This window comes from Geodermatophilus sp. SYSU D00779, from assembly GCF_054050595.1.
The window spans coordinates 137,590-160,560 of the sequence record NZ_JBJGZQ010000002.1 but is presented as its reverse complement, the minus strand read 5'-3'; the positions used below and the strand labels follow the sequence as shown (position 1 = coordinate 160,560).

The 22,971-nt window shown below is 75.5% G+C and carries 19 protein-coding genes; 17 read left to right on the top strand and 2 right to left on the bottom strand.

Features of this window, described 5'->3' with window-relative positions:
• Positions 1-39: 39 nt before the first annotated feature.
• Positions 40-1,020, top strand: coding sequence for an FHA domain-containing protein (locus tag ACI79G_RS02105; protein WP_456879250.1), 981 nt, complete (start codon positions 40-42; stop codon positions 1,018-1,020).
• Positions 1,021-1,355: 335 nt separating this feature from the next.
• Here ACI79G_RS02105 and glgX read toward each other — a convergent pair whose 3' ends face one another.
• Positions 1,356-3,488, bottom strand: coding sequence for a glycogen debranching protein GlgX (gene glgX / locus ACI79G_RS02100; protein WP_456879247.1), 2,133 nt, complete (start codon positions 3,486-3,488; stop codon positions 1,356-1,358).
• Positions 3,489-3,565: 77 nt separating this feature from the next.
• On the opposite strand from glgX, the gene ACI79G_RS02095 reads away from it, so the two are divergent.
• From ACI79G_RS02095 to ACI79G_RS02040, 12 genes are all read left to right on the top strand, one after another.
• Positions 3,566-4,357, top strand: a complete 792-nt coding sequence (locus ACI79G_RS02095; protein WP_456879245.1) for an ABC transporter ATP-binding protein — start codon at positions 3,566-3,568, stop codon at positions 4,355-4,357.
• Between the two features lie 126 nt (positions 4,358-4,483).
• Positions 4,484-6,127: a hypothetical protein gene (locus ACI79G_RS02090; RefSeq protein ID WP_456879243.1), complete on the top strand. Its 1,644-nt coding sequence runs from the start codon at positions 4,484-4,486 to the stop codon at positions 6,125-6,127.
• A gap of 214 nt (positions 6,128-6,341) precedes the next feature.
• On the top strand, positions 6,342-7,964 hold the full coding sequence (locus tag ACI79G_RS02085) for a glycosyltransferase family 39 protein (protein ID WP_456879241.1): 1,623 nt from the start codon (positions 6,342-6,344) through the stop codon (positions 7,962-7,964).
• Positions 7,965-8,115: 151 nt separating this feature from the next.
• Positions 8,116-8,901 carry an enoyl-CoA hydratase/isomerase family protein gene (locus ACI79G_RS02080; protein WP_456879240.1) on the top strand — a complete coding sequence of 262 codons (786 nt, stop codon included), beginning with the start codon at positions 8,116-8,118 and terminating at the stop codon, positions 8,899-8,901.
• 130 nt (positions 8,902-9,031) lie between these two features.
• Complete coding sequence (locus ACI79G_RS02075) at positions 9,032-9,811, top strand: electron transfer flavoprotein subunit beta/FixA family protein (RefSeq protein ID WP_456879238.1); 780 nt, start codon at positions 9,032-9,034, stop codon at positions 9,809-9,811.
• A 31-nt stretch (positions 9,812-9,842) separates the two neighbouring features.
• Complete coding sequence (locus tag ACI79G_RS02070; protein ID WP_456879237.1) at positions 9,843-10,805, top strand: electron transfer flavoprotein subunit alpha/FixB family protein; 963 nt, start codon at positions 9,843-9,845, stop codon at positions 10,803-10,805.
• Between the two features lie 156 nt (positions 10,806-10,961).
• Positions 10,962-12,356: an MFS transporter gene (locus ACI79G_RS02065; protein ID WP_456879235.1), complete on the top strand. Its 1,395-nt coding sequence runs from the start codon at positions 10,962-10,964 to the stop codon at positions 12,354-12,356.
• Entirely contained in the window at positions 12,353-13,558 is a 1,206-nt protein-coding gene (locus ACI79G_RS02060) for a cysteine desulfurase family protein (RefSeq protein ID WP_456879234.1), read from the top strand. The genes ACI79G_RS02065 and ACI79G_RS02060 overlap by 4 nt, the downstream gene beginning before the upstream one ends.
• Positions 13,559-13,670: 112 nt before the next feature.
• A complete protein-coding gene (gene mnmA, locus ACI79G_RS02055) occupies positions 13,671-14,744 on the top strand; it encodes a tRNA 2-thiouridine(34) synthase MnmA (RefSeq protein ID WP_456879232.1) in 1,074 nt (357 codons plus the stop codon).
• A 43-nt stretch (positions 14,745-14,787) separates the two neighbouring features.
• The gene (locus ACI79G_RS02050; RefSeq protein WP_456879231.1) at positions 14,788-15,831 is read left to right on the top strand and encodes a methionine synthase; all 1,044 of its coding nucleotides are present in this window, start codon (positions 14,788-14,790) and stop codon (positions 15,829-15,831) included.
• A gap of 57 nt (positions 15,832-15,888) precedes the next feature.
• Positions 15,889-18,054, top strand: coding sequence for an NAD-dependent DNA ligase LigA (ligA, locus tag ACI79G_RS02045; protein WP_456879230.1), 2,166 nt, complete (start codon positions 15,889-15,891; stop codon positions 18,052-18,054).
• Positions 18,055-18,064: 10 nt separating this feature from the next.
• Entirely contained in the window at positions 18,065-18,430 is a 366-nt protein-coding gene (locus ACI79G_RS02040; RefSeq protein ID WP_456879228.1) for a nuclear transport factor 2 family protein, read from the top strand.
• A gap of 36 nt (positions 18,431-18,466) precedes the next feature.
• Here the strand turns inward: ACI79G_RS02040 and ACI79G_RS02035 are convergent, their stop codons facing one another.
• Positions 18,467-19,135: an ACT domain-containing protein gene (locus ACI79G_RS02035; RefSeq protein WP_456879226.1), complete on the bottom strand. Its 669-nt coding sequence runs from the start codon at positions 19,133-19,135 to the stop codon at positions 18,467-18,469.
• Positions 19,136-19,340: 205 nt separating this feature from the next.
• Between ACI79G_RS02035 and gatC the strand changes: the two genes are divergently transcribed.
• The 4 genes from gatC to gatB are packed head-to-tail and all read left to right on the top strand — an operon-like array spanning position 19,341 to position 22,943.
• Complete coding sequence (gatC, locus tag ACI79G_RS02030) at positions 19,341-19,706, top strand: Asp-tRNA(Asn)/Glu-tRNA(Gln) amidotransferase subunit GatC (protein ID WP_456879225.1); 366 nt, start codon at positions 19,341-19,343, stop codon at positions 19,704-19,706.
• A gap of 8 nt (positions 19,707-19,714) precedes the next feature.
• Positions 19,715-21,241, top strand: coding sequence for an Asp-tRNA(Asn)/Glu-tRNA(Gln) amidotransferase subunit GatA (gatA, locus tag ACI79G_RS02025; RefSeq protein WP_456879223.1), 1,527 nt, complete (start codon positions 19,715-19,717; stop codon positions 21,239-21,241).
• Positions 21,238-21,417: a hypothetical protein gene (locus ACI79G_RS02020; protein ID WP_091212573.1), complete on the top strand. Its 180-nt coding sequence runs from the start codon at positions 21,238-21,240 to the stop codon at positions 21,415-21,417. Before gatA ends, ACI79G_RS02020 begins: the two co-directional genes overlap by 4 nt.
• Positions 21,414-22,943: an Asp-tRNA(Asn)/Glu-tRNA(Gln) amidotransferase subunit GatB gene (gene gatB, locus ACI79G_RS02015; protein ID WP_456879221.1), complete on the top strand. Its 1,530-nt coding sequence runs from the start codon at positions 21,414-21,416 to the stop codon at positions 22,941-22,943. The genes ACI79G_RS02020 and gatB overlap by 4 nt, the downstream gene beginning before the upstream one ends.
• The last annotated feature ends 28 nt before the right edge of the window (positions 22,944-22,971 follow it).

Genomic DNA, 22,971 nt, shown 5'->3' with positions numbered 1-22,971 from the left:
GGTCACCCAGGCGGGTGAGTCGCCTCTAGGCTGGAAGCCATGCCCGACCGCTGTGAAGTCCTGCCAGGCGACTCCGTCGTCGCCCGACGCGGAGGCGGCCTGCTGTGGGTGGACGCCCCCGGCTCGCCGGCCCTGGTCGCCGCGCTGCACGCCTGCCTGGGGGTGTCCGGTCCCGGCGCGGAGCGCGTCCTCGGGGCGATCGCCGGGCAGGTCTCCGCGCTCGGTGGCAGCTCGGCCTCCTTCGCGCTGGTCCTCGTCGACACCGCGGGCGGCTCGGGCACCGGCGTCGCGCTGTGGTCCGGCAAGGGCCAGCCGGCCGTGGACGGCGTCCCGGTGTCGGGCTCGTCGGTCGACGGCTGCACCCTCGCCAGCGGCTTCCAGCTCGGCCAGACCCTCTACGTCGGCCCGGGCCAGCCGGTGCCCTCCATGCCGCCGGGCGTCGCCTACGACCTGGTCGAGGGCACGGTCCCCGGCTCGGGCGCGATGCTGCAGCTCGCCGCGGTGGCGCACCCGTCGTCGGCCGCCGCCCCGCAGACCGCGGCGTCGTCGTTCACCGCGAGCTCGGACGCCGGCTTCGGCAGCGCGGGCTCCTCGGGCTACGGCGCGACGGCCACCCCCTCGCAGCCGCGGGAGGACGAGGGGGAGGCGACCGCGTTCTGGAAGCCCGACACCGCACCTCCCCCGGTGCTGCGCTTCGACGACGGCCTGGTCGTGACGGTCGACGAGGACCTGGTGCTCGGCCGGCGTCCGGACAACCATGAGCTGGTCACGGCGGGCTCGGCGCGGCCGGTACCGATCGCCGACACCCAGAACGTGCTCTCCTCGGCGCACGCCGCGATCCAGCGCAACGGCCGCGAGGTGTCGCTGGTCGACCTGGGCTCGCTCAACGGCACCCACGTCGCCGGTCCCGAGGCCACCGAGTGGACCCAGCTCGAGCCGGGCGTCGCCCACCCGCTCTCCGACGGCGACCGGTTGCTGCTGGGCTGGACGGTCATCACCTTCGAGCAGCAGCCCGACTGAGGAAGGACCACCCCCACGCCTCGCACTCCCGGCGCGGGACCCTGGAGGGTGGCCATGCCCGTGAGAGCCCCGGTCCGTGCGGACCGGGGCTCTCGGCGTTCTGGTAGTGCACTCCCGCGCCGTTCCACCCGACCCCGCGCCGGTGCACCGGCGCGGGAGCGGCAGGAACCGCGCGGGAGTCGGCGGCTCCCGTTGCCGGCGTTCCTCGTGCTCTGCCGGCGCTGCAGCGTGCTCTGTCGGCTCTGCTGCACCCGCGAGCGGCGCTGCAGCACCCGCGAGGCGCGGGCAGCCCCACAACGGGGCCGGCGACGACCGGATGGCACCCGGCCGCGGTGTCACGGCCTCCGGAGGACGCGCAACAGCCAGACGCAGCGGGGCGGTACCTCGATCGGGCCGGGCGCGACCACGGTCGGACGCGGCGGCGCGCCGGTGGACCACTCGGTCGAGACGACGAACTCGTAGCCGTCGGCCCAGGGCGCGCCGGGCAGGTGCACGGTGACCGGCTCCGCGCCGGCGTGCAGCTGCACCAGGTAGGAGTCGTCCTGCACCGGCCGGCCGCGCTGGTCGCGGTGCCGGATCCCGCGGCCGTCGAGGTACATCCCGATCGTCTGCAGGTCGTTGTCGAACCAGTCGCCGGTGTCCAGCTGCGCGCCGCCGGGGGCGAACCAGGCCAGGTCGCGGGTGCCGCCGGTGTCGGCGACCTCGTGGCCCTCGAAGAAGGCCTCCTGCCGCAGCACCGGCGACTCCCGGCGCAGCCGCAGCAGGCGGCCGACGAAGGCCCTCAGGTCCTCGTCGACGTCCGACCAGTCCAGCCAGGAGATCTCGTTGTCCTGGCAGTAGGCGTTGTTGTTGCCCAGCTGGGTGCGGCCCAGCTCGTCGCCGGCGGTGAGCATCGGGACGCCGGTCGACAGCAGCAGCGTGGCCAGGTGGTTGCGCACCTGCCGGCTCCGCAGCGCGCAGACCTCGGCGTCGTCGGTCGGGCCCTCCACCCCGCAGTTCCAGTTGCGGTTGTGGCTCTCGCCGTCCCGGTTGTCCTCGCCGTTGTCCTCGTTGAGCTTGTGCTCGTAGGTGACCAGGTCGGCGAGGGTGAAGCCGTCGTGGGCGGTCACGAAGTTCACGCTGGCGAAGGGACGGCGGCCGTCGGAGCGGTAGAGGTCCGACGAGCCGGTCAGCCGGTAGGCCAGGTCGCGCACCCCGACGCGGGCGCCGGACCACACGTCGCGGACGGTGTCGCGGTACCGGCCGTTCCACTCGGTCCACAGCGGCGGGAAGTTGCCCACCTGGTAGCCGCCCGGGCCGACGTCCCACGGCTCGGCGATCAGCTTCACCTGGCTGACCACCGGGTCCTGGTGGACGACGTCGAAGAACGCCGAGAGCCGGTCGACGTCGTGCAGCGAGCGGGCCAGCGCCGCGGCGAGGTCGAAGCGGAAGCCGTCCACGTGCATCTCGGTGACCCAGTAGCGCAGCGAGTCCATGAGCAGCGCCAGCACCTGGGGACGGCGGACGTCGAGGGTGTTCCCGCAGCCGGTGTAGTCCTGGTAGCGGGAGGGCTCGCCCTCGCGCAGCCGGTAGTAGCCGCCGTTGTCGATGCCCTTGAACGACAGCGTCGGGCCGGTGTGGTCGCCCTCGGCGGTGTGGTTGTAGACGACGTCGAGGACCACCTCGATGCCCGCGGCGTGCAGCGTCTTGACCATCGCCTTGAACTCGGTGACCTGCTGCCCGGCCGTGCCCGAGGAGCTGTACGCCGCGTGCGGGGCGAAGTAGCCCAGCGTGTTGTAGCCCCAGTAGTTGGTCAGCCCGCGGCGCAGCAGGTGCGGCTCGCTGACGAACTGGTGGACCGGCAGCAGCTCGACGGCGGTCACGCCGAGGGACTGCAGGTGCTCGACGAACGCGGGGTGGGCCAGCCCGGCGTAGGTGCCGCGCAGCGCCGGGGGGACGTCGGGGTGGCGGGTCGTCGCGCCCTTGACGTGCACCTCGTAGATGACCGTGTCCGACCAGGGGGTGGCGGGGGAGCGGTCGCCGTCCCACGGGAAGGCGTCGCGGACGACGACCCCGCGCGGCACGTACGGCGCGGAGTCGCGCGGGTCGGGGCCCTCGCCGCCCTCGTACCGGAAGCCGAACAGGGCCGGGTGCAGGGTCTGGTCGCCGTCGATGGCGCGGGCGTAGGGGTCCAGCAGCAGCTTGGCCGGGTTGTACCGCTGTCCGGCGCTGGGGTCCCAGCCGCCGTGCACGCGGTAGCCGTAGCGCTGGCCGGGGCCGACGCCGGGCAGCCGGCCGTGCCACACCTGGTGGGTGTTCTCCTGCAGCCGGTGCCGGTGCTCGGTGCCGTCCTCGTCGAACAGGCACAGGTCGACCGCGTGCGCGCCGGCCGACCACAGCGCGAAGTTGGTGCCGGTGCCGTCCCAGTGGGCGCCCAGGGGGGCGGGTCGGCCGGGCCACACCTCGTACTCGTCCGGGCTGTTGCGCACGTCGGCGATCCTGTCAGCCCCGACCGGCTCCGGGCCGCAGCGGCGCGGGACCGGGGGCGGGTTGGTTGGATGGGGTCGTGTCGAGCGATCCGGTCGTCGAGATGCAGGGTGTGGACGTCGTGCGCGGGGAGACGCACCTGCTGCGCGGCATCGACTGGACGGTCGAGGCCGACCAGCGCTGGGTGGTCCTCGGCCCCAACGGCGCGGGCAAGACGACGCTGCTGCAGCTGGCCGCGGCGCAGATGCACCCCACCCGCGGCGCGGTCACGCTGCTCGGGGAGACCCTCGGGGCGGTCGACGTCTTCGAGCTGCGGCCGCGGATCGGGCTGACCAGCGCCGCGCTGGCCCAGCGGATCGAGCCCGGCGAGCGCACCGGCGACGTCGTCCTCTCCGCCGGGTACGCGGTGGTCGGCCGCTGGCGGGAGCGCTACGACGTCCACGACCTCACCCGCGCGGCGATGCTCATGCAGCAGTGGGGCGTGACCCCGATGGCGCACCGCCCGTTCGGCACGCTCAGCGAGGGCGAGCGCAAGCGGGTGCAGATCGCCCGTGCGCTCATGCCCGACCCGGAGCTGCTGCTGCTCGACGAACCGGGCGCGGGGCTGGACCTCGGCGGCCGCGAGGACCTGGTCAGCCGGCTGACCGACCTCGCCCGCCACGCGTACGCCCCGGCGCAGGTGCTGGTGACCCACCACGTCGAGGAGATCCCGCCGGGCTACACCCACGCGCTGCTGCTCCGCGGCGGAGAGGTCGTCACGGCCGGGCCGCTGGAGCAGGTGGTCACCCAGGAGGCGCTGTCGGAGACCTTCGGGCTGGCGCTGCAGGTGCAGCGCTCCGACGGGCGCTGGACCGCCCGCCGGGTGGCGTAGGAAGAGGCCCCCCTGCCCCCCACCACAGGAGGACCCCGTCCTCCCCACCCCTCGCAGGCTCGGGGCGGGACCCGGGACGGGACCGCGCCGGTCGGCCCGCGTCGACGCCCGTCCCTGCCGGCGGTCGTGGCGGGGGTGGCCCTGGCGCTCGGGGTCGTCGTCCAGCTGCTGCCCCTGGTGCTGTTCCCCACGGTGCTCAGCCAGGACGGCCCGGCGCACGTCGCCGGAGCCTGGGTGCTGCTGCACTCCGGGGACGACGGCGCGACCGGCGCGGTGCTGGCCGAGCACTACCGCACCGACCTGACACCGGTGCCCAACATGCTGGCCACGCTGCTGCTGGCCGGGCTGGTGCCCCTGGCCGGGCCGGACGGCGGGGAGAAGCTGCTGGTCGCCGGGCTGGTGCTCGGGCTGGTCGGCGCGCTGGCCGGCGCGGTGCGCGCCCTCGACCGGCGGACCTGGTGGCTGGCCGCGGCGGCGCTGCCCCTCGCCGGGAGCCACCTGGTGGCCTACGGCTTCTACAACTTCGTGCTCGGGGTGATCGGGGCCCTGCTGGTCCTCGCACTGGTGCTGCGCCGCCGGGACGGGTGGCGGATCCCCGCGGGAGCGGGCCTGGCCGGGCTGCTGGTGCTGACCTGGAGCGCCCACCTGCTGCCGTGGGTGTTCGCGGCCGGCAGCGCGCTGACGCTGGCGGGGGTGCGCGCCACCGGGGCGGTCCGCGGTGGGCAGCCGGTCCCCGCCGCCGTCGGCCGGCACGCCGTCCCGGTGCTGCTGGCCGTCCTGCCGTCGGCCGCGCTGACCGCCGGCTACCTGGCGACGGGGGAGGGGCCGCCGGCCGAGGGAGACCTCGCGGCGTCGTCGCGGCGGCTCGGGGAGCTCGCCACCGGCCTGCGGCCGTTCGTCACCGGCTGGGGCGCGGAGCGGCTGCCGGCGCTGCTCACCGTCGTCGTGCTCGCCGTCCTCGCCGCCGCGGCGCTGCGGCGGGCGCGGCCGGGCGACCCCGGGCTGGGGCCGGAGCGGGTCGCCCTCGGGCTGCTGGTCGTCGGCGTCACGGCGGTCTACTGGCTGACTCCGGACCGCCTGAGCACCGACTTCGGCTTCCTCGCCGCCCGGCTCGCCTGGTTCCCCCCGCTGCTCCTGGTGCTGTGGGCGGCCACCCGCCCCCCGGGCCCGCGCGCCGGCGCCGCCGCGGCCGTGCTCCTGGTCGCCGCCGCCTCGGCCGCCGCGGCCACCCGGCTGCCCGCGGAGTCCGCCGCGGCCGACGAGGTGGCCGAGCTGCTGGCGCTGGCCGAGCACATCCCGCCGGGCTCGACGATCGCCGTCCTGCAGTACGACCGGTCGGTCGTCTCGCCCGGCACCGGCTTCCCGGACCCGCTGCGCCACGAGTCCAGCCGGCTGGCCGTCCGCGCGGGCGGCGTCGACGTCGGCCACTACGAGGCGGTGCACGACTACTTCCAGGTGCGCTTCGACGGGCCGCCGTACCTGCGGCAGCGGCTGGACGCCGACCCGCAGATGCGCGGCCTCGAGCGCATCCCGCCGGTGGTCGACCTGCCCGCGGTGCGCGGTGACCTCGACGCGGTCGTCGTGCTGGGCCTGGACCGGGCGGACCCCGACGTGCGGCGGGCCGCGGGCACCCGCGCCGTCACCGCAGAGCTGTCGGCCCACTACGCTCAGGTGGCGACCTCGCCGTCCGGCCTGGGGGTGCTGTGGCGCGCCGACCCGGCGTCCGGTCAGACTGCGGGGGGCGGCAGCGCGGCCGCCCCGACGGGCTGACCCCGGGTTCCGCTCCAGGAGCACCGGGGTGTCGCCGTCTCGTCGTGCCGGGAGGACCGGCGCGGCGGATCAGGACCCGGGGGACACCGGGAGAGCTTCGGAGGACGCGTGCGCAGGCCACTGCCGGGGACCGGCTCCACCGCCGACGTCGGAGCGGGACCCGCCGGGTCCGCCGCCTCCGGGGCCCCCGGGTGGCTGCCCCGCCGTTTCCCGCGTGCTGCCTAGGCTCGGCGGCACGCAGGCCGCCCCCACCTCCCCGGCACCGGTCCGCCCGGCCCGCCGGTCCGCCCTGTGGACCCGCCTCGGCGAGCGCTCCGGTCAGCCGTGGTCGGTCGCCGTCCTGTGGGTCCTCCTCGGTGGTCTCGTCACCGCCGGGGTGGTCACCCGTTTCGTCGCGCCGCCGGAGCTCTGGCTCGACGAGGCGCAGAGCGTCGCGATCGCCCACCTGCCGCTGCCGGACCTGTTCGCCGCGCTGGAGCAGGACGGGTCGCCGCCGCTGTACTACCTGCTCCTGCACGTCTGGACGGCGCTGTTCGGCACCAGCGCGACCGCGGTGCGCGCCCTGTCGGCGGTCATCAGCGTCCTCACGCTGCCGCTCGCCTGGTACGTCGCCCGCCGCCTGGCCGGCCGCCGCGCGGCGGCCGCGCTGGTCGTGCTGCTGGCGACCTCGCCCTTCCTCATCCGCTACGCCAGCGAGACGCGGATGTACGCGCTGCTGGTGCTGCTGACCGTGGTCGGCATCGGCGCGGGCACCGCGGTGGTGCGCCGCCCCGGCGCCGGGCCGGTGCTCGGGTTCGGCGCGGTCACCGGCGCCCTGCTGCTGACGCACGTGTGGGCCTTCCACGTCGTCGCGGTCACCGGGGTGCTCGCGCTCGCGGCGCTGCCGTTCCGCCGCGGCCCGGCGCTGCGCCTGCTCGCCGGGCTGGCCCTCGGCGGGCTGCTGTTCAGCCCCTGGCTGCTGTCGTTCCTCGTGCAGCTGGCCCACACCGGGACCCCGTGGGCGGCCTCGCCCGGCTTCGCCGTGCTTCCCCTGGCGTTGGAGGCCTGGCAGGGCGGGGGCCAGGTGCGTGCCCACGTCCTCGGGACGGCGCTGCTGCTGCTGGCCACCGTCGGCCTGCTCGCCGCGGCCGCCGCCCGGCGCCCCGGCGAGCGCACGGTGGTCCTGTCCCTGCGGCCGCGCCGCTCGCGCCTGGTGCTGCTGGCCCTGTCGCTGGGCACGCTGCTGGTGGCCGGCGAGGTCAGCCGGCTCACGGGCACCGCGGTCCACGACCGCTACACCAGCGTGGCGGTGCTCGCCTTCCTGACGCTGGCCGCGCTGGGCGTGGCGGCCCTGCCCGGCCCCGCCGTCCGCGCCGCTGCGCTGGTGGCGGTCGCCGGTCTGGGGCTGGTCACCGCGCTGCCCCAGGTGGCGGAGCCCCGCACGCAGGCCGGGGAGGTCGCCCGGGCGCTGGACGACGCGGCCCCCGGCGACCTCGTCGTCTTCTGCCCCGACCAGCTCGGGCCCGCGGTGGCCCGGCTGGTGCCGCCGGAGGCCGGGCTGGACCTGGTCGTCTACCCGGACCTGCGCCCGGCCGACCGGGTCGACTGGACCGACTACGAGGCCCGCATGACGAGCACACCCTCGGCCGCCGTCGCCGGCGACGTGCTGCAGCGCGCCGGCGACGGGTCGGGCATCTGGGTGGTCACCGGGCCGGGGTACCGCGTGCCCTCGACCCAGCGCTGCGGGTTCCTGGTCGCCGCGCTCGAGGCCGCCCGCGGGGACGCAGAGCTCGTCGTGGCGCCGGACCGCCGGATCTTCGAGGACAGCCGGCTGCAGTACCTGCCGCCGGCCGCCTGAGGGAGGGCCCCTCCGCCCTCCCGCCACCCGCGAGCTCGCGGCGGGGCCCTGCAGAGGGGCCGCTGCCAGAACCGGCCGACCGCCACGGGGACCGGTGCCGGCCGCTGGTTAGGGTGCGGACGACGACGTCGTCCACCGCCAGGAGGTCCCCGTGGCAGATCCGGAGTTCGTGACGCTGCAGGTCGAGGACGGGGTGGGGACCATCCGCCTCGACCGGCCGAAGATGAACGCGATCGACGAGCAGCTGCACCTGGAGGTGCGCGCCGCGGCCCTGGAGGCCGGCGAGCGCGAGGACGTGCGCGCCGTCGTGCTCTACGGCGGGGAGCGGGTCTTCGCCGCCGGCGCGGACATCAAGGCCATGTCCCAGCTCGACGGCCGCAGCATGGTGGCCTGGGGCCGGGAGCTCACGGACTCCTTCACGGCGGTCCAGGAGATCCCCAAGCCGGTCATCGCCGCCATCACCGGCTACGCGCTCGGCGGCGGCTACGAGCTGGCCCTGTGCGCCGACTTCCGGGTCATGGGGGCCGGCGCAAAGGTCGGCCAGCCGGAGATCCTGCTCGGCGTCATCCCCGGTGCCGGTGGCACCCAGCGGCTGGCCCGCCTGGTCGGCCCGGCCAAGGCCAAGGACCTGGTCTTCACCGGCCGCCACGTCGGTGCGGAGGAGGCGCTGGAGGTCGGGCTGGCCGACGCCGTCGTCCCGGACGCCGAGGTGTACGACACCGCCCTCGCCATGGCCCGCAAGTTCGCCGCCGGGCCGCCGCTGGCGCTGGCCGCCGCCAAGAAGGCGATCGACGAGGGCCTGGACCGGCCGCTGCGCGAGGGCCTGACCCTGGAGAGCCGGCTGTTCGCCGAGCTGTTCGACACCGAGGACCAGAAGACCGGTATGCGCTCGTTCCTGGAGAGCGGGCCGGGCAAGGCCACCTTCTCCGGGCGCTGAACCCGGCCGGGTGCGCAGGTGACCCAGGTCACCCCGACCCCCGACGGGACGGCCGTTACCCGACGGTAACCTCCACTATCGGAGCAGGCGGGCGCTGGCCCGCGCCCCTATGCGTGGAGGTGGGTTGACGATGGACATCGTCGTTCTGGTCAAGCAGGTCCCCGACTCCGGGAGCGAGCGCAACCTGGACCCGGCGGACAACACCGTCGCCCGGGGCAGCGCGGACAACGTCGTCAACGAGATCGACGAGTACGCCATCGAGGAGGCCCTCCAGCTCAAGGAGGCCCACGGTGGTGAGGTCACCGTGCTGACCGTCGGCCCCGACTCGGCGGCCGACGCGATCCGCAAGGCCCTGTCGATGGGCGCGGACAAGGCCGTGCACGTGGTGGACGACGCCATCCACGGCGCCTGCGCCCCGCAGACGTCGGCGATCCTGGCCGCGGCGCTCCAGCAGATCCCGTTCGACATCGTGCTGTGCGGTGCGGAGTCCACCGACGGGCAGCTGTCGGTGATGCCGGCGCTGCTGGCCGAGCGGCTGGGCATCCCGCAGCTGTCCGGCGCGCGCAAGCTGACCGTCGAGGGGGGCGTGGCACGGGTCGAACGGCAGACCGACGGCGGCTACTGGGCGCTGGAGGCGCCGCTGCCGGCGATCGTGTCCACCTGGGACACCATCAACGAGCCGCGCTACCCCTCCTTCAAGGGGATCATGGCCGCCAAGAAGAAGCCGGTGGAGAAGAAGTCGCTGGCCGACCTCGGCATCGACCCCTCCACCGTCGGTCTGGCCACCGCCACCAGCCAGGTGCTCGACTTCGCCGGCCGCCCGCCGAAGGGCGCCGGGGTCAAGGTCAACGACGAGGGCGACGGCGCCGCCAAGCTGGTGGACTTCCTGGCCACCCAGAAGATCGTCTGACCCGGATCGAAGCGCAGGAGGAGACACAGTCATGGCAGAGGTCCTGGTCCTCGTCGAGCTCAACCCGGCCGGTGAGGGTGTCCGCAAGACCACGCTGGAGGCGCTGACCGCCGCCCGCGCGCTCGGCGAGCCCTCCGCGGTCGTCGTCGGCGGTCCCGGCGCGGCGGCCGCCGCCAAGGCGCAGCTGGCCGAGTACGGCGCGCAGCGGGTCTACGTCGCCGAGTCCGAGGAGGTCGACCAGTACCTGGTCGCCCCCAAGGCCGAGGTGCTCGCGCAGCTGGTGGCCGAGAAGCAGCCTGCCGCGGTGGTCATCCCGTCCTCCCCGGAGGGCAAGGAGATCGCCGGCCGGCTGGCCATCAAGACCGGCAGCGGCTTCCTCACCGACGTCACCGAGATCGCCCCCGACGGCACCGCGACCCAGGTCGCCTTCGCCGGGGCGACGATCGTGCACTCCAAGGTCACCGTCGGCACCCCGATCTACACGGTGCGCGGCAACTCGGTCACCCCCGAGCCGGCCCCCGGCGCGGCCGAGGAGGAGCAGGTGTCGGTGCAGCTGTCCGACGCCGCCAAGGCCACCCGCGTCGTCGACCGGGTCGTGGAGCAGAAGTCCTCCCGCCCGGAGCTGACCGAGGCCTCGATCGTCGTCTCCGGCGGTCGCGGCGTCGCCTCGGCGGAGAACTTCTCCATCATCGAGGCGCTCGCGGACTCCCTCGGTGCGGCGGTCGGCGCCTCCCGCGCCGCGGTCGACTCCGGCTACTACCCGCACACCTTCCAGGTGGGGCAGACCGGCAAGACCGTCAGCCCGCAGCTCTACATCGCGGTCGGCATCTCCGGCGCCATCCAGCACCGGGCCGGCATGCAGACCTCGAGGACGATCGTGGCGGTCAACAAGGACCCCGAGGCCCCGATCTTCGAGCTGGCCGACTTCGGCGTCGTGGGCGACCTGAACACCGTCGTCCCGCAGGCCACCGAGGCCATCAACGCCCGCAAGTGAAGGACCCCGTCCTCCCCACCCTTCGCACGCTCAGGGTGGGACCCGGGACGGGGCCGTTCCAGTACGTCGCCACGTCGAGCGCCGGTCCCGTCGGGGGCCGGCGCTCGACGTCTGTCCGGCGGGAAGTGTCCGGACCCCGACCGGGTTGGCGGAGAGGTGGACGCGAGCACGGTGCCGGGGATCCTCGACCGGGCGCACCGGCGGACGACGGCGGGCCTGCTCATGCTCGTCACCTTCATCGCGTTCGAGGCCATGGCCGTCGGGACGGCGATGCCCACCGCGGTCGCCGAGCTCGACGGGCTGGCCTGGTACGGCTGGCCGTTCAGCGCCTTCCTCGTGGCCTCGGTCGTGGGCATGGTCGTCGGCGGGGACGCCGGTGACCGCCGCGGTCCCCGCGTCGCACTGCCCTGGGGCGTCGCGGCCTTCGCCGCGGGGCTGCTGGTCGCCGGGCTGGCCGGGAGCATGGCGCTCTTCGTCGCCGGCCGGGCCCTGCAGGGGCTCGGCGCCGGCGTCATGGTGGTCCTGCTGTACGTCATCGCGGGGCAGGCCTACGACTCCTCCCTGCGGCCCCGCCTGTTCGGCGCCATCTCCGCGGCGTGGGTGCTCCCGGCCCTGGTGGGACCGGTCCTGGCCGGGCTGGTCACCACGCACGCCAGCTGGCGGCTGGTCTTCCTCGGCCTGCTGCCGCTGATCGTCCTCGGCGCCCTGCTGGTGCTCTCGGCCGGCCGGTCGCTGACCGCGCCGGACTCCCCGCCACCCCCGGCGAGGGGACGCCGGTGGTGCGCGGTGCTCGCCGGTCTCGGCATCGCGGCGCTGCAGTACGCCGGCCAGCGCCTGGACCTGCTGGCGGTGCCCGTCGCCGTCGTCGGCGCGGGCGCCCTGCTCGCCGGCCTGCGCCCCCTGCTGCCGCGCGGGACCGCCCGCGTCGCCCCGGGGCTGCCGGCGGTGGTCGCCTCCCGTGGACTCCTGGCCGGCGCCTTCTTCGGCATGGACGCGCTGATCCCGCTGCTGCTGACCACCGTGCACGGCTACAGCCCCACCGCCGCGGGTCTCCCGCTGACCGCCGGCGCGGTCGGCTGGGCGCTGGCCTCGCAGCTGCAGGGCCGCTTCCCGCAGGTGCCGCGGGAGCGGCTGCTGCGGCTCGGTTTCGGACTGCTCGCCGTGGGCCTGGCCGCGACCGTGCTGGCCGCGGTCCCCGCGCTGGGCGGCTGGCCGGCCTACCTCACCTGGGCGCTCGCCGGCCTGGGCATGGGCTTCGGGATGCCCAGCGTCGGCGTCCTGCTGCTCGAGCAGTCACCGGAGCACCGCAGGGGTGCGGACTCGGCCGCGCTGCAGATCGCCGACGTCACCCTGTCGGCGCTGTCCATCGGGCTGGCCGGCGTCCTCGTCGCGGCGGCCACGGAGGGGCTGCTCGGTCTGCCCGCGGCCGTGGCGGCGTCCATCGCCGTCTGCACCTCCCTCGCGCTGCTGGGCGCGCGGCTGGCCGGGCGGGCGGCTGCTCCGCCGCGGGAGGCGGTCCGCGACGCCGGGACTACCCTGGCGGCGTCATGAGCAGCTCCGAGGCGGTGTACCTGGACCACGCGGCGACCACGCCGATGCTGCCCGCGGTGCTGGCCGCGATGACCGAGCAGCTGGGCCGCGTGGGCAACGCCTCCTCGCTGCACGCCAGCGGCCGCGCCGCGCGCCGGGTCGCCGAGCAGTCGCGCGAGCGGCTGGCCGAGGCGCTGGGCGCTCGCCCGTCGGAGGTGCTGTTCACCGGCGGCGGCACCGAGAGCGACAACCTCGCCGTCAAGGGCCTGTTCTGGGCCCGCCGCGACGCCGACTCCCGCCGCCGGCGCATCGTGGTCAGCCCCGCGGAGCACCACGCGGTGCTCGACAGCGTCGAGTGGCTGGCCAAGCACGACGGCGCCGACGTCACCTGGCTGCCCGTCGAGCCGACCGGCCGGATCACCCCCGAGGCGCTGCACGCGGCGCTGGGCACCGGTGAGGACGTCGCCCTGGCCAGCGTCATGTGGGCCAACAACGAGATCGGCACGGTCAGCGACCTGGCCGCGCTCGCCGAGGTCGCGCACGACGTGGGCGTCCCGCTGCACAGCGACGCCGTCCAGGCGGTCGGGCAGGTGCCGGTCGACTTCGCCGCCAGCGGCGTCGACGCGCTCACCATGACCGGCCACAAGCTCGGCGGGCCGATGGGCGCCGGCGTCCTGCTGCTGCGCCGTGAGGCCGAGTGCACCCCGCTGCTGCACGGTGGTGGGCAGGAGCGGGACGTGCGCTCCGGCACCCTCGACGTCGCCGCGATCGTCGGGCTGCAGGTGGCCACCACCCTCGCCGTCGCCGAGCGGGAGGAGCGGGCCGCGCGGCTGTCCGTGCTCCGCGACCGGCTGGTGGGCGGCGTGATGGCACAGGTGCCCGACGCCCAGCTCAACGGCGCCCCGCTGGACGACGTCGTCGCCGGCGGGCCGGGGCGGCTGCCCGGCAACGCGCACCTGTCCTTCCCCGGCGCCGAGGGCGACGCGCTGCTCATGCTGCTCGACGCCCGCGGCGTGGAGTGCTCCACGGGGTCGGCCTGCAGCGCCGGCGTCGCGCGCCCCAGCCACGTGCTGCTGGCCACGGGGGCCGACCCCGACCGCGCACGCAGCTCGCTGCGCTTCAGCCTCGGGCACACCTCGACCGATGCCGACGTCGACGCCGTCCTCGACGTGATCGGCCCGGTCGTGGAGCGCGCCCGCCGGGCGGGGATGGGCAGGCGATGAGGCGACAGGGAGTGAGCACCGCAGCGAGGTCACGGAGCCGACAGGGAGTGAGCACCGCAGCGAGCTCTGCGAGCGAGGAGCGGAGCGACCGCGGAGCCGATCAGGAGTCGTCATGAGGGTCCTGGCCGCGATGAGCGGCGGCGTGGACTCCGCGGTCGCCGCGGCGCTGGCCGTCGACGCCGGGCACGACGTCACCGGCGTCCACCTGGCGCTCTCGCCGGACCGCCAGACGCTGCGCAGCGGCGCCCGCGGCTGCTGCAGCGTCGAGGACGCGCACGACGCCCGCCGGGTCGCCGACGAGCTGGGCATCCCGTTCTACGTCTGGGACCTCGCCGAGCGCTTCACCGAGGACGTCGTCGAGGACTTCGTCGCCGAGTACGCCGCCGGCCGCACGCCCAACCCGTGCCTGCGCTGCAACGAGAAGATCAAGTTCTCCGCGGTGCTGGACCGGGCCCGGGCGCTCGGCTTCGACGCGGTCGTCACCGGCCACCACGCGCGGCTGGCCGGCGGGGAGCTGCGGCGGTCGGTCGACGCGGCCAAGGACCAGTCCTACGTGCTCGCCGTCCTCACGGCCGACCAGCTGGCCGGCGCGGTCTTCCCGCTGGGCTCGATGACCAAGCAGCGGGTGCGCGAGATCGCCGCCGAGCGCGGGTTCGCGGTGGCCACCAAGGCCGACTCGCACGACATCTGCTTCATCCCCGACGGCGACACCCGCGGCTTCCTCGCCCGGCGGCTCGGCGCGCAGCCCGGGCCGGTCGTGGACGCCGCCACCGGCGCGACGGTGGGGGAGCACGCGGGGGCCTACGGCTTCACCGTCGGCCAGCGGCGCGGGCTCGGCGTCGCCGTCGGCGACTCCCGGCCCCGCTACGTGCTCGGCATCGAGCCGGTGACCCGCACCGTGACCATCGGCACCGCCGACCTCGCCGGGGTCGAGGAGGTCCGCACCGCGCCGCCGACCTGGACGGGCACCGCGCCCGCGCTGCCGTTCCCCGCGGAGGTCCAGCTGCGGGCGCACGGCACCCCCGTGCCGTGCCGGGTGACCGCGGGGGACGACGGCGGCCTGCGGCTGCTGCTGGGGTCGCCGCAGCGCGGCGTGGCGCCCGGGCAGTCGGCGGTGCTCTACGCCCCCGACGCCGAGCGCGGCGACCTGGTGCTGGGCCAGGGCACGGTCCTCGCCACCGCCTAGCCGTACGGCCCCGGGCGGCGACGCGCGGACTACCGTCGCCGCCGTGACCCCACCGATCGACCCCGTCCCACCGGTCGACCCGTCCGCCGAGGAGGAGCCGGCGCCCGCGCGCCCGTCGTGGGGTCCGGCCACCGGGGTCGGCTCGCTGCCCGGCACCGACCCGGTCGAGGCGCTGCGGGTGGTCACCGGCGAGCTGCCCGAGTTCGCGCACCTGCCGGAGCTGCCCGGCCGCGGCGCCGGCGCGGACCTCGTCGGGCGCAGCGCCGCGCTGCTCGTGGACCTCGCGGTCGAGCTGACGCCCGCGGGCTGGCGGCTGGTGCCGCGGCCGGGGATGGACCAGCGCCGGGCCGGGGAGCTGCTGGCCCGCGACCTCGACGCGCTGTACGACGTCGCCGAGGGCTACACCGGGCCGTTCAAGGTGCAGGCCACCGGCCCGTGGACGCTGGCCGCCGGCCTGGAGCGCACCCGCGGTGACCGCGCCGTCGTCGACCCGGGTGCGCGCCGGGACCTCGCCCAGTCGCTCACGGAGGGTCTCGCCGCGCACGTCGCCGCCGTGTCCGCGCGGGTACCGGGTGCGCAGGTCGTCGTGCAGCTGGACGAGCCGTCGCTGCCCGCCGTCCTCGCCGGCGCGCTGCCCACCGCGAGCGGGTGGGGGAGGCTGCCCGCCGTCGATGCGCCGGTGGTGGAGCAGGAGCTCGCCGCCGTCGTCGACGCGCTGCCCGGCCCCGTGGTGGTGCACTGCTGCGCCGACCGCGCGCCGCTGGGGCTCCTCCACGCCGCGGGGGCGGACGCCGTCTCCTTCGACCTCGGGCTCGTGCAGGACCTCGACGCGCTCGGCACCGCCGTCGAGGCCGGCACCCACCTGTTCCCGGGCGTCGTCCCGGGCACCGACGCCCCGCTGCCCGCACCGAGGGCGACCGCGTCGCGGCTGCAGGCGTGGTGGCGCGAGCTCGGCTTCCCCGCCGACGAGCTGCACGAGGCCGTCACCCTCACCCCGTCGTGCGGCCTGGCCGGCGCGACACCCGGCTACGCGCGCAGGGCGATGACCCACGTCCGCGAGGCCGCGCGGTACCTGCTGCCGGAGTGATGCACACAGCTGGGTGACGGTCGGTTCGCCGTCGGACCCGCCGGTTACCGTTCCGCCGTGACCACCGACGCCGAGCTGGACCAGCCGCTGGCCGACGCCCCACGGGTGGAGGCCGCCGCCGAGCGGGAGGACGTCACCGAGGTCCCCGACGAGGCGCGGACCCGGCACCGCGACCTGTCCGAGGAGCTCGACCGCTACGCGTTCGCCTACTACGTGCAGGACGCGCCGCTGGTCAGCGACGGCCAGTACGACGAGCTCATGGGCGAGCTCAAGGCGATCGAGGCCGCCCACCCGGCGCTGGTCACGCCGGACTCGCCGAGCCAGAAGGTCAACGGCGGCTTCACCGCCACGTTCGCCCCGGTGCGGCACCTGGAGCGGATGCAGAGCCTGGACAACGCGTTCTCCGGCGACGAGCTGTCGGCCTGGGCCGCCCGCGTCGAGCGGGAGGTCGGCTCCGCGGCGGTCTACCTGTGCGAGCTGAAGGTCGACGGCGTCGCGGTGGACCTGGTCTACGAGCGCGGCCGGCTGGTGCGCGCGGCCACCCGGGGGGACGGCGTCACGGGGGAGGACGTCACCGCCAACGTGCGCACGATGGACGACGTCCCGCAGCAGCTCACCGGCGACCCGGACGACGGCACCGTCCCGCCGCTGCTCGAGGTGCGCGGCGAGATCTACTTCCCGGTGGCCGCCTTCGCCGACGTCAACGCGGGCATGGTCGAGCAGGGCAAGGCGCCGTTCGCCAACCCGCGCAACGCGGCCGCGGGCTCGCTGCGCCAGAAGGACCCGCGGATCACCGCCTCCCGGCCGCTGCGCCTGGTGGTGCACGGCCTCGGTGCCCGCGAGGGGTTCTCGCCCGAGCGGCAGTCGGAGGCCTACGCCCGGCTGCGCGAGCTGGGGCTGCCGGTGAGCGACCGGTTCGAGGTGCTCGACGGCCTCGAGGGCGTGTGGGCCTACATCGAGCGCTACCGCGAGCAGCGGCACTCGGTGGAGCACGAGATCGACGGCGTGGTGGTCAAGGTCGACCAGGTGGCGCTGCAGCGGCGGCTGGGCTCGACCTCGCGCGCGCCCCGGTGGGCGATCGCCTTCAAGTACCCGCCGGAGGAGGCCACCACCAAGCTGCTCGACATCCGGGTCAACGTGGGGCGCACCGGGCGGGTGACGCCGTTCGCGTACATGGAGCCGGTGAAGGTCGCCGGGTCGACGGTGCAGCTGGCCACGCTGCACAACGCCAGCGAGGTCAAGCGCAAGGGCGTGCTGATCGGCGACACCGTCGTCATCCGCAAGGCCGGCGACGTGATCCCCGAGGTGCTCGGTCCCGTCGTCGCCGCGCGCACCGGCGACGAGCGCGAGTTCGTGATGCCGACGCACTGCCCCGAGTGCGGCACGGAGCTGCGGCCGGAGAAGGAGGGCGACGCCGACATCCGCTGCCCGAACGCCCGGTCCTGCCCCGCGCAGCTGCGGGAGCGCGTCTTCCACGTGGCCGGCCGGGGTGCGTTCGACATCGAGAACCTGGGCTACGAGGCGGCGATCGCGCTGCTGCAGGGCGGCCTGCTGCAGGACGAGGGTGACCTGTTCTTCCTCGACGAGGCGGCGCTGTGCCGCACCGCGTTCTTCACCAGGAAGGACGGCGACCTCTCGGCCAACGGGCGCAAGCTGCTGGCCAACCTGCAGACCCGCAAGGACGTGCCGCTGTGGCGGGTGCTGGTCGCGCTCTCCATCCGGCACGTCGGCCCGACGGCGGCGCAGGCGCTGGCCCGCGACTTCCGCTCGCTGGACCGCATCGCCGAGGCCTCCGAGGAGGAGCTCGCCGCCGCTGACGGCGTGGGGCCCACGATCGCCCGCTCGGTCAAGGACTGGTTCACCGTCGACTGGCACCGCGAGGTGGTCGAGAAGTGGCGGGCCGCCGGGGTCCGGATGGCCGACGACGGGGAGGGCGACGGACCGGGGCCGCTCACCGGGGTCACCGTCGTCGTCACCGGCTCGCTGCGCGACCACAGCCGCGACCAGGCCATCGCCGCGATCCAGGAGCGCGGCGGCAAGGTCACCGGGTCGGTCAGCAAGAAGACCGGGTTCGTCGTCGTCGGGGCCGACCCGGGCAGCAAGTACGACAAGGCGGTGCAGGTCAAGGCGCCGATCCTGGACGACGACGGCTTCCGGGTGCTGCTCGACGAGGGGCCGGACGCGGCCCGCGCCGTCGCCACCATCGGGAACGGCGCTGGGTAGGGGGAGACGGGTGGTCGACGCGGAGCTGATCGCGCTCGAGGAGGAGGGCTGGCGGGCGCTGTCCGACGGTCCGGGGGCAGCGACCGCCTTCTACGAGCGGGTCCTCGACGAGGAGGTGGTCATGCTGCTGCCCGGCGGACTGCGGCTCGACGACCGCGCCACCGTCATCGCCTCTCTGGCCGGCCCCCCCCCGTGGGCGGCCTACGACCTCGAGAGCCCCCGGGTCCTGCCGCTCGGCGAGGACGCCGCGGTGGTGACGTACGGCGTGGTGGCCCGGCGCGGCGGCGCCGCGCCCTACTCGGCGCTCATGAGCAGCGTCTACGTGCGCCGGGGCGGCCGGTGGCGGCTCGCCCTGCACCAGCAGACACCCCGCTGAGGAGGACCCCGGCTCCCTGACGGGGCCGGTGGGGCCTCAGGCCGGGGGCAGGTGGGCGACGCTCGCGGCGATGCCGGCGAGGTGCACCAGCCGGAGCAGCTCCGAGCGGCGGAACGCCGGTCCTCCGGAGCGGCCGATGACCACCGCCGTCCGCGGGCTGCCGAACGGGGTGGCCATCATCTCGATGGCCATCTCCCGCCAGCGCTCCGGCAGCCAGGCGTCCTCGCTGGGCAGCAGCCGCGCGCTGGACAGCGGCAGCCAGGGCACGGTCATCCCGTCGAAGGAGGGCGCGGCGTCGGAGGCGGCCAGCACCTCGCACGGGCCGTCGCCGTCCCCGCAGAGGACGACGGCCCAGCCGCTGTGGAACACCCGCGGCAGCTCGGCGGCCAGCAACTTGGCGGCGGTGCCCTCGGCCGCCCGGGACAGCGCCTCCAGCAGCTCCAGCTCGCGGTGGGTGTCGAGCGGCCCGGCGAAGGGGCGCAGCGACTCGACCTGCACTCCCGGCACGGACTGCGCGGTGGTGATCAGGCTGTCGGGCAGCCGGTCGCGGGGCAGGTCCACGACGACATCGTCGACCGCGACGCCACCGCCGCGTTCGAGCACGTCGACGGAGACGATGTCGATGCCCGCCTCACCCAGCGCCGTGGCCACGGCGCCGAGGATGCCGGGGCGGTCGGGCACGACCAGCCGCAGGAGATAGGACACGGTTCCTCCGTGCTCGAGGGTCGGGCCGATCTCCGTCGATCGCGGGCGGCGTCAGCTTCCCCCATCGACCACCCGCGGGTCGAGCGACCTCCCCGGAGCCGCCTCCGGCCGACCGGCGCGGACGGCCCGGCACGTACAGTGGCGGGGTTCCGAACGTGGTGACGAGCGCCCGTCGAGCGCCGACCGAGGAGAGTTCCGCCCCAGCATGAGCACCCCCTCCCCGCAGGAGACGGCCGAGCCGCAGGCACCCGCCGCGCTCGGCCGCGAGGTCACCGCCGGACTCGGGCGCGACGACGTCGCGCACCTGGCCCGACTGGCCCGGCTCGCCCTCACCGACGAGGAGCTCGACCACTTCGCCGGGCAGCTGTCCGCGGTGCTCGACGCGGTCGCCGAGGTCGGCAAGGCCGACGTCGAGGACGTCCCCCCGATGACCCACGCGGTGCCGCTGACCAACGTCACCCGCGAGGACGTCGTCACCCCGAGCCTGCCGCGGGACGTCGTCCTCGCGGAGGCCCCGGCGGCCGAGGACGACCGCTTCCGCGTGCCGCAGATCCTGGGGGAGGAGGAGTGAGCACCCCGATGGACACCGACCTGACGACCCTGGACGCCGCCGAGCTCGGCCGCCGGCTGGCCGCCGGCGAGACCAGCTCGGTGGAGCTCACGCAGGCCTACCTCGACCGGATCGCCGCGCAGGACGACGTCCTCGGCGCCTACCTGCACGTCGACGCCGAGGCCGCGCTGGCCCGCGCCGCCGAGGTCGACGTCGCCCGCGCCGAGGGTGAGCAGCTCGGCCCGCTGTCCGGCCTGCCGGTGGCGCTCAAGGACGTCTTCGTCACCCAGGGCGTGCCCACGACCAGTGGCTCGAAGATCCTCGAGGGCTGGCGCCCGCCGTACGACGCGACCGTGGCCGCCCGGCTCAAGGCGGCCGGCACGGTGCTGCTCGGCAAGACCAACATGGACGAGTTCGCGATGGGCTCCTCCACCGAGAACTCCGCCTACCGCCCGACCCGCAACCCGTGGGACCCCGACCGGATCCCCGGCGGCTCGTCGGGCGGGTCCTCGGCGGCGGTCGCCGGCGGGCTGGCCCCGTGGGCGCTGGGCACCGACACCGGCGGCTCGATCCGCCAGCCGGCCGCGATGACCGGGCTGGTCGGGCACAAGCCCACCTACGGCGCGGTCTCCCGCTACGGCCTGATCGCGTTCTCCTCCAGCCTCGACCAGGCCGGCCCGATGGCGCGCACCGTGCTCGACGCCGCCGTCCTGCACGAGGCGATCGGCGGGCACGACCGGTGCGACTCCACCAGCATCGACGCCCCCGCGCCGGTGCTGGTGAAGGCCGTGCAGGAGGGCGCGCGCGGCGAGCTGGCCGGCCTGCGCGTGGGCGTCGTCCGCGAGCTCGGCGGCGACGGGCACACCGAGGGCTACGACGCCGGCGTCCTGGACCGCGTGCGGGAGACCGTCGAGCTGCTGGCGGGCATGGGCGCCGAGGTGCGCGAGGTGTCCTGCCCGGCGTTCGACCTGGCGCTGCCGGCCTACTACCTGATCGCGCCCAGCGAGGCGTCGTCCAACCTCGCCCGCTTCGAGGGCATGCGCTTCGGCCTGCGGGTGGGGGACGACGGCAGCCGCTCCCTCGAGGAGGTCATGTCGCTGACCCGCGAGCAGGGCTTCGGCCCCGAGGTCAAGCGGCGGATCGTGCTCGGCACCTACGCCCTGTCGGCCGGCTACTACGACGCCTACTACGGGCAGGCGCAGAAGGTCCGCACGCTGATCACCCGGGACTTCACCGCCGCGTTCGACGACGTCGACGTGCTCGTGAGCCCGACCAGCCCGACGGTCGCCTGGCCGATCGGCGCGCGCGTCGACGACCCGCTGGCGATGTACGCCGCCGACCTGTGCACCCTGCCGGCCAGCCTCGCCGGGCTGCCGGCGATCTCGGTGCCGTGCGGGCTGTCCGAGGGGCTGCCGGTCGGCTTCCAGGTCATGGCCCCCGCCCTGGCCGACGACCGCTGCTACCGGGTCGCCGCCGCGGTCGAGGCGGCGCTGGACGCCGCCCGCGGCTCCCGGTTCCTCGACCAGCTCACCAGCCGGGCGGAGGCGCCCGCGTGAACGGGGCGCTCAAGGCCGCGTGGGGCCTCACCGCGTTCGTCGTCCTCGTGGGCCTGGTCGGCTGGATCCTCACCGGCGAGGCCTTCTTCGCCGTCTTCCTCGTCCTGGGCGTGCTCACCGCCGTCGGCGCCGTGCTGACCGGCCGCTCCGTCCGCAAGGAGAACGACCCCTCATGACCACCGCGCAGGCCCCGTCCTCCCACGCCGCAGACCGCCTCGTGGACTACGACGAGCTCCTCACCCGCTACGAGCCGGTCATCGGCCTGGAGACCCACGTCGAGCTGGGCACCGCGTCGAAGATGTTCTGCGGCTGCGCCACGACCTTCGGCGCCGAGCCCAACACCCAGACCTGCCCGGTCTGCCTGGGCCTGCCCGGCTCGCTGCCGGTGGCCAACGCCGCCGCCATCGAGGCGACCATCCGCATCGGGCTGGCGCTGGGCTGCCGGATCGCGTCGTGGTGCCGCTTCGCCCGGAAGAACTACTTCTACCCGGACATCCCCAAGGGCTTCCAGACCAGCCAGTACGACGAGCCGCTGTGCACCGCAGGGCACCTCGACGTCGAGGTGGACGGCGAGACGTACCGCGTGGAGATCGAGCGGGTGCACCTCGAGGAGGACACCGGCAAGAACCTGCACGTCGGTGGCGCCACCGGCCGCATCCACGGCGCCTCGCACTCGCTGGTCGACTTCAACCGGGCCGGCATCCCGCTGGTCGAGATCGTCACCCGGCCCGTCCCGGGCGCCGGCGCGAAGGCCCCCGAGGTCGCCCGCGCCTACGTCACCGAGCTGCGCGAGATCATCCAGACCCTGGGCGCCTCCGACGTCCGGATGGAGCAGGGCAGCCTGCGCTGCGACGTGAACACCTCGCTGGCACCGGTCGGCGCCCTCGAGTGGGGCACCCGCACCGAGACCAAGAACGTCAACTCGCTGCGCAGCGTCGAGCGGGCGGTCCGGTACGAGATGCGCCGCCAGGCCGCCGTCCTGGACGCCGGGGGCCGCGTGCTGCAGGAGACCCGGCACTTCCACGAGGACACCGGCAGCACCTCGCCGGGCCGGAGCAAGGAGGAGGCGACCGACTACCGGTACTTCCCCGAGCCCGACCTGGTGCCGGTCGCGCCGGACGCCGAGTGGGTCGAGAAGCTGGCCGCCGAGCTGCCCGAGCTGCCCGCCGCCCGTCGCGCGCGGCTGCAGGAGGAGTGGGGCCTGTCGGCCACCGAGATGGCCTGGCTGGTCAACGCCGGTGCCCTCGGCCTGGTCGACGCCACCGTCGCCGCCGGCGCGACGCCGGCCGACGCCCGCAAGTGGTGGCTGGGCGAGCTGGCCCGCCGGGCCAACGACGCCGGGGTGGAGCTCGGCGAGCTCGCCGTCACCCCGCGTCAGGTCGCCGAGCTCACGCGCCTCGTGGCCGAGGGCACGATCAACGACCAGCTGGCCCGCCAGGCGCTCGACGGCGTGCTGGCCGGCGAGGGCGACCCGGCGCAGGTCGTCGAGGCTCGCGGCCTGGCGGTGATGGGGGAGTCCGACGAGCTGGTCGCCGCCGTGGAGGCCGCGATCGCCGGGGCGCCCGACGTCGTCGCCAAGGTCCGGGGCGGCAAGGTGCAGGCTCTCGGTGCGCTGGTCGGCGCCGTCATGAAGGCCACCCGCGGCAAGGCCGACGCCGCGACCGTGAAGCGCATGCTCGAGGAGCGCGTGGTCGGGAGCTGACTCCCGCGATCATGGCGCCGTGACCACC

Coding starts and splice junctions, on each gene's coding strand:
- ACI79G_RS02105 (WP_456879250.1), top strand. CDS start 40: ATGCCCGACCGCTGTGAAGTCCTGCCAGGCGACTCCGTCGTCGCCCGA.
- ACI79G_RS02075 (WP_456879238.1), top strand. CDS start 9,032: ATGGACATCGTCGTTCTGGTCAAGCAGGTCCCCGACTCCGGGAGCGAG.
- ACI79G_RS02070 (WP_456879237.1), top strand. CDS start 9,843: ATGGCAGAGGTCCTGGTCCTCGTCGAGCTCAACCCGGCCGGTGAGGGT.
- ACI79G_RS02060 (WP_456879234.1), top strand. CDS start 12,353: ATGAGCAGCTCCGAGGCGGTGTACCTGGACCACGCGGCGACCACGCCG.
- mnmA (WP_456879232.1), top strand. CDS start 13,671: ATGAGGGTCCTGGCCGCGATGAGCGGCGGCGTGGACTCCGCGGTCGCC.
- gatC (WP_456879225.1), top strand. CDS start 19,341: ATGAGCACCCCCTCCCCGCAGGAGACGGCCGAGCCGCAGGCACCCGCC.
- gatA (WP_456879223.1), top strand. CDS start 19,715: ATGGACACCGACCTGACGACCCTGGACGCCGCCGAGCTCGGCCGCCGG.
- gatB (WP_456879221.1), top strand. CDS start 21,414: ATGACCACCGCGCAGGCCCCGTCCTCCCACGCCGCAGACCGCCTCGTG.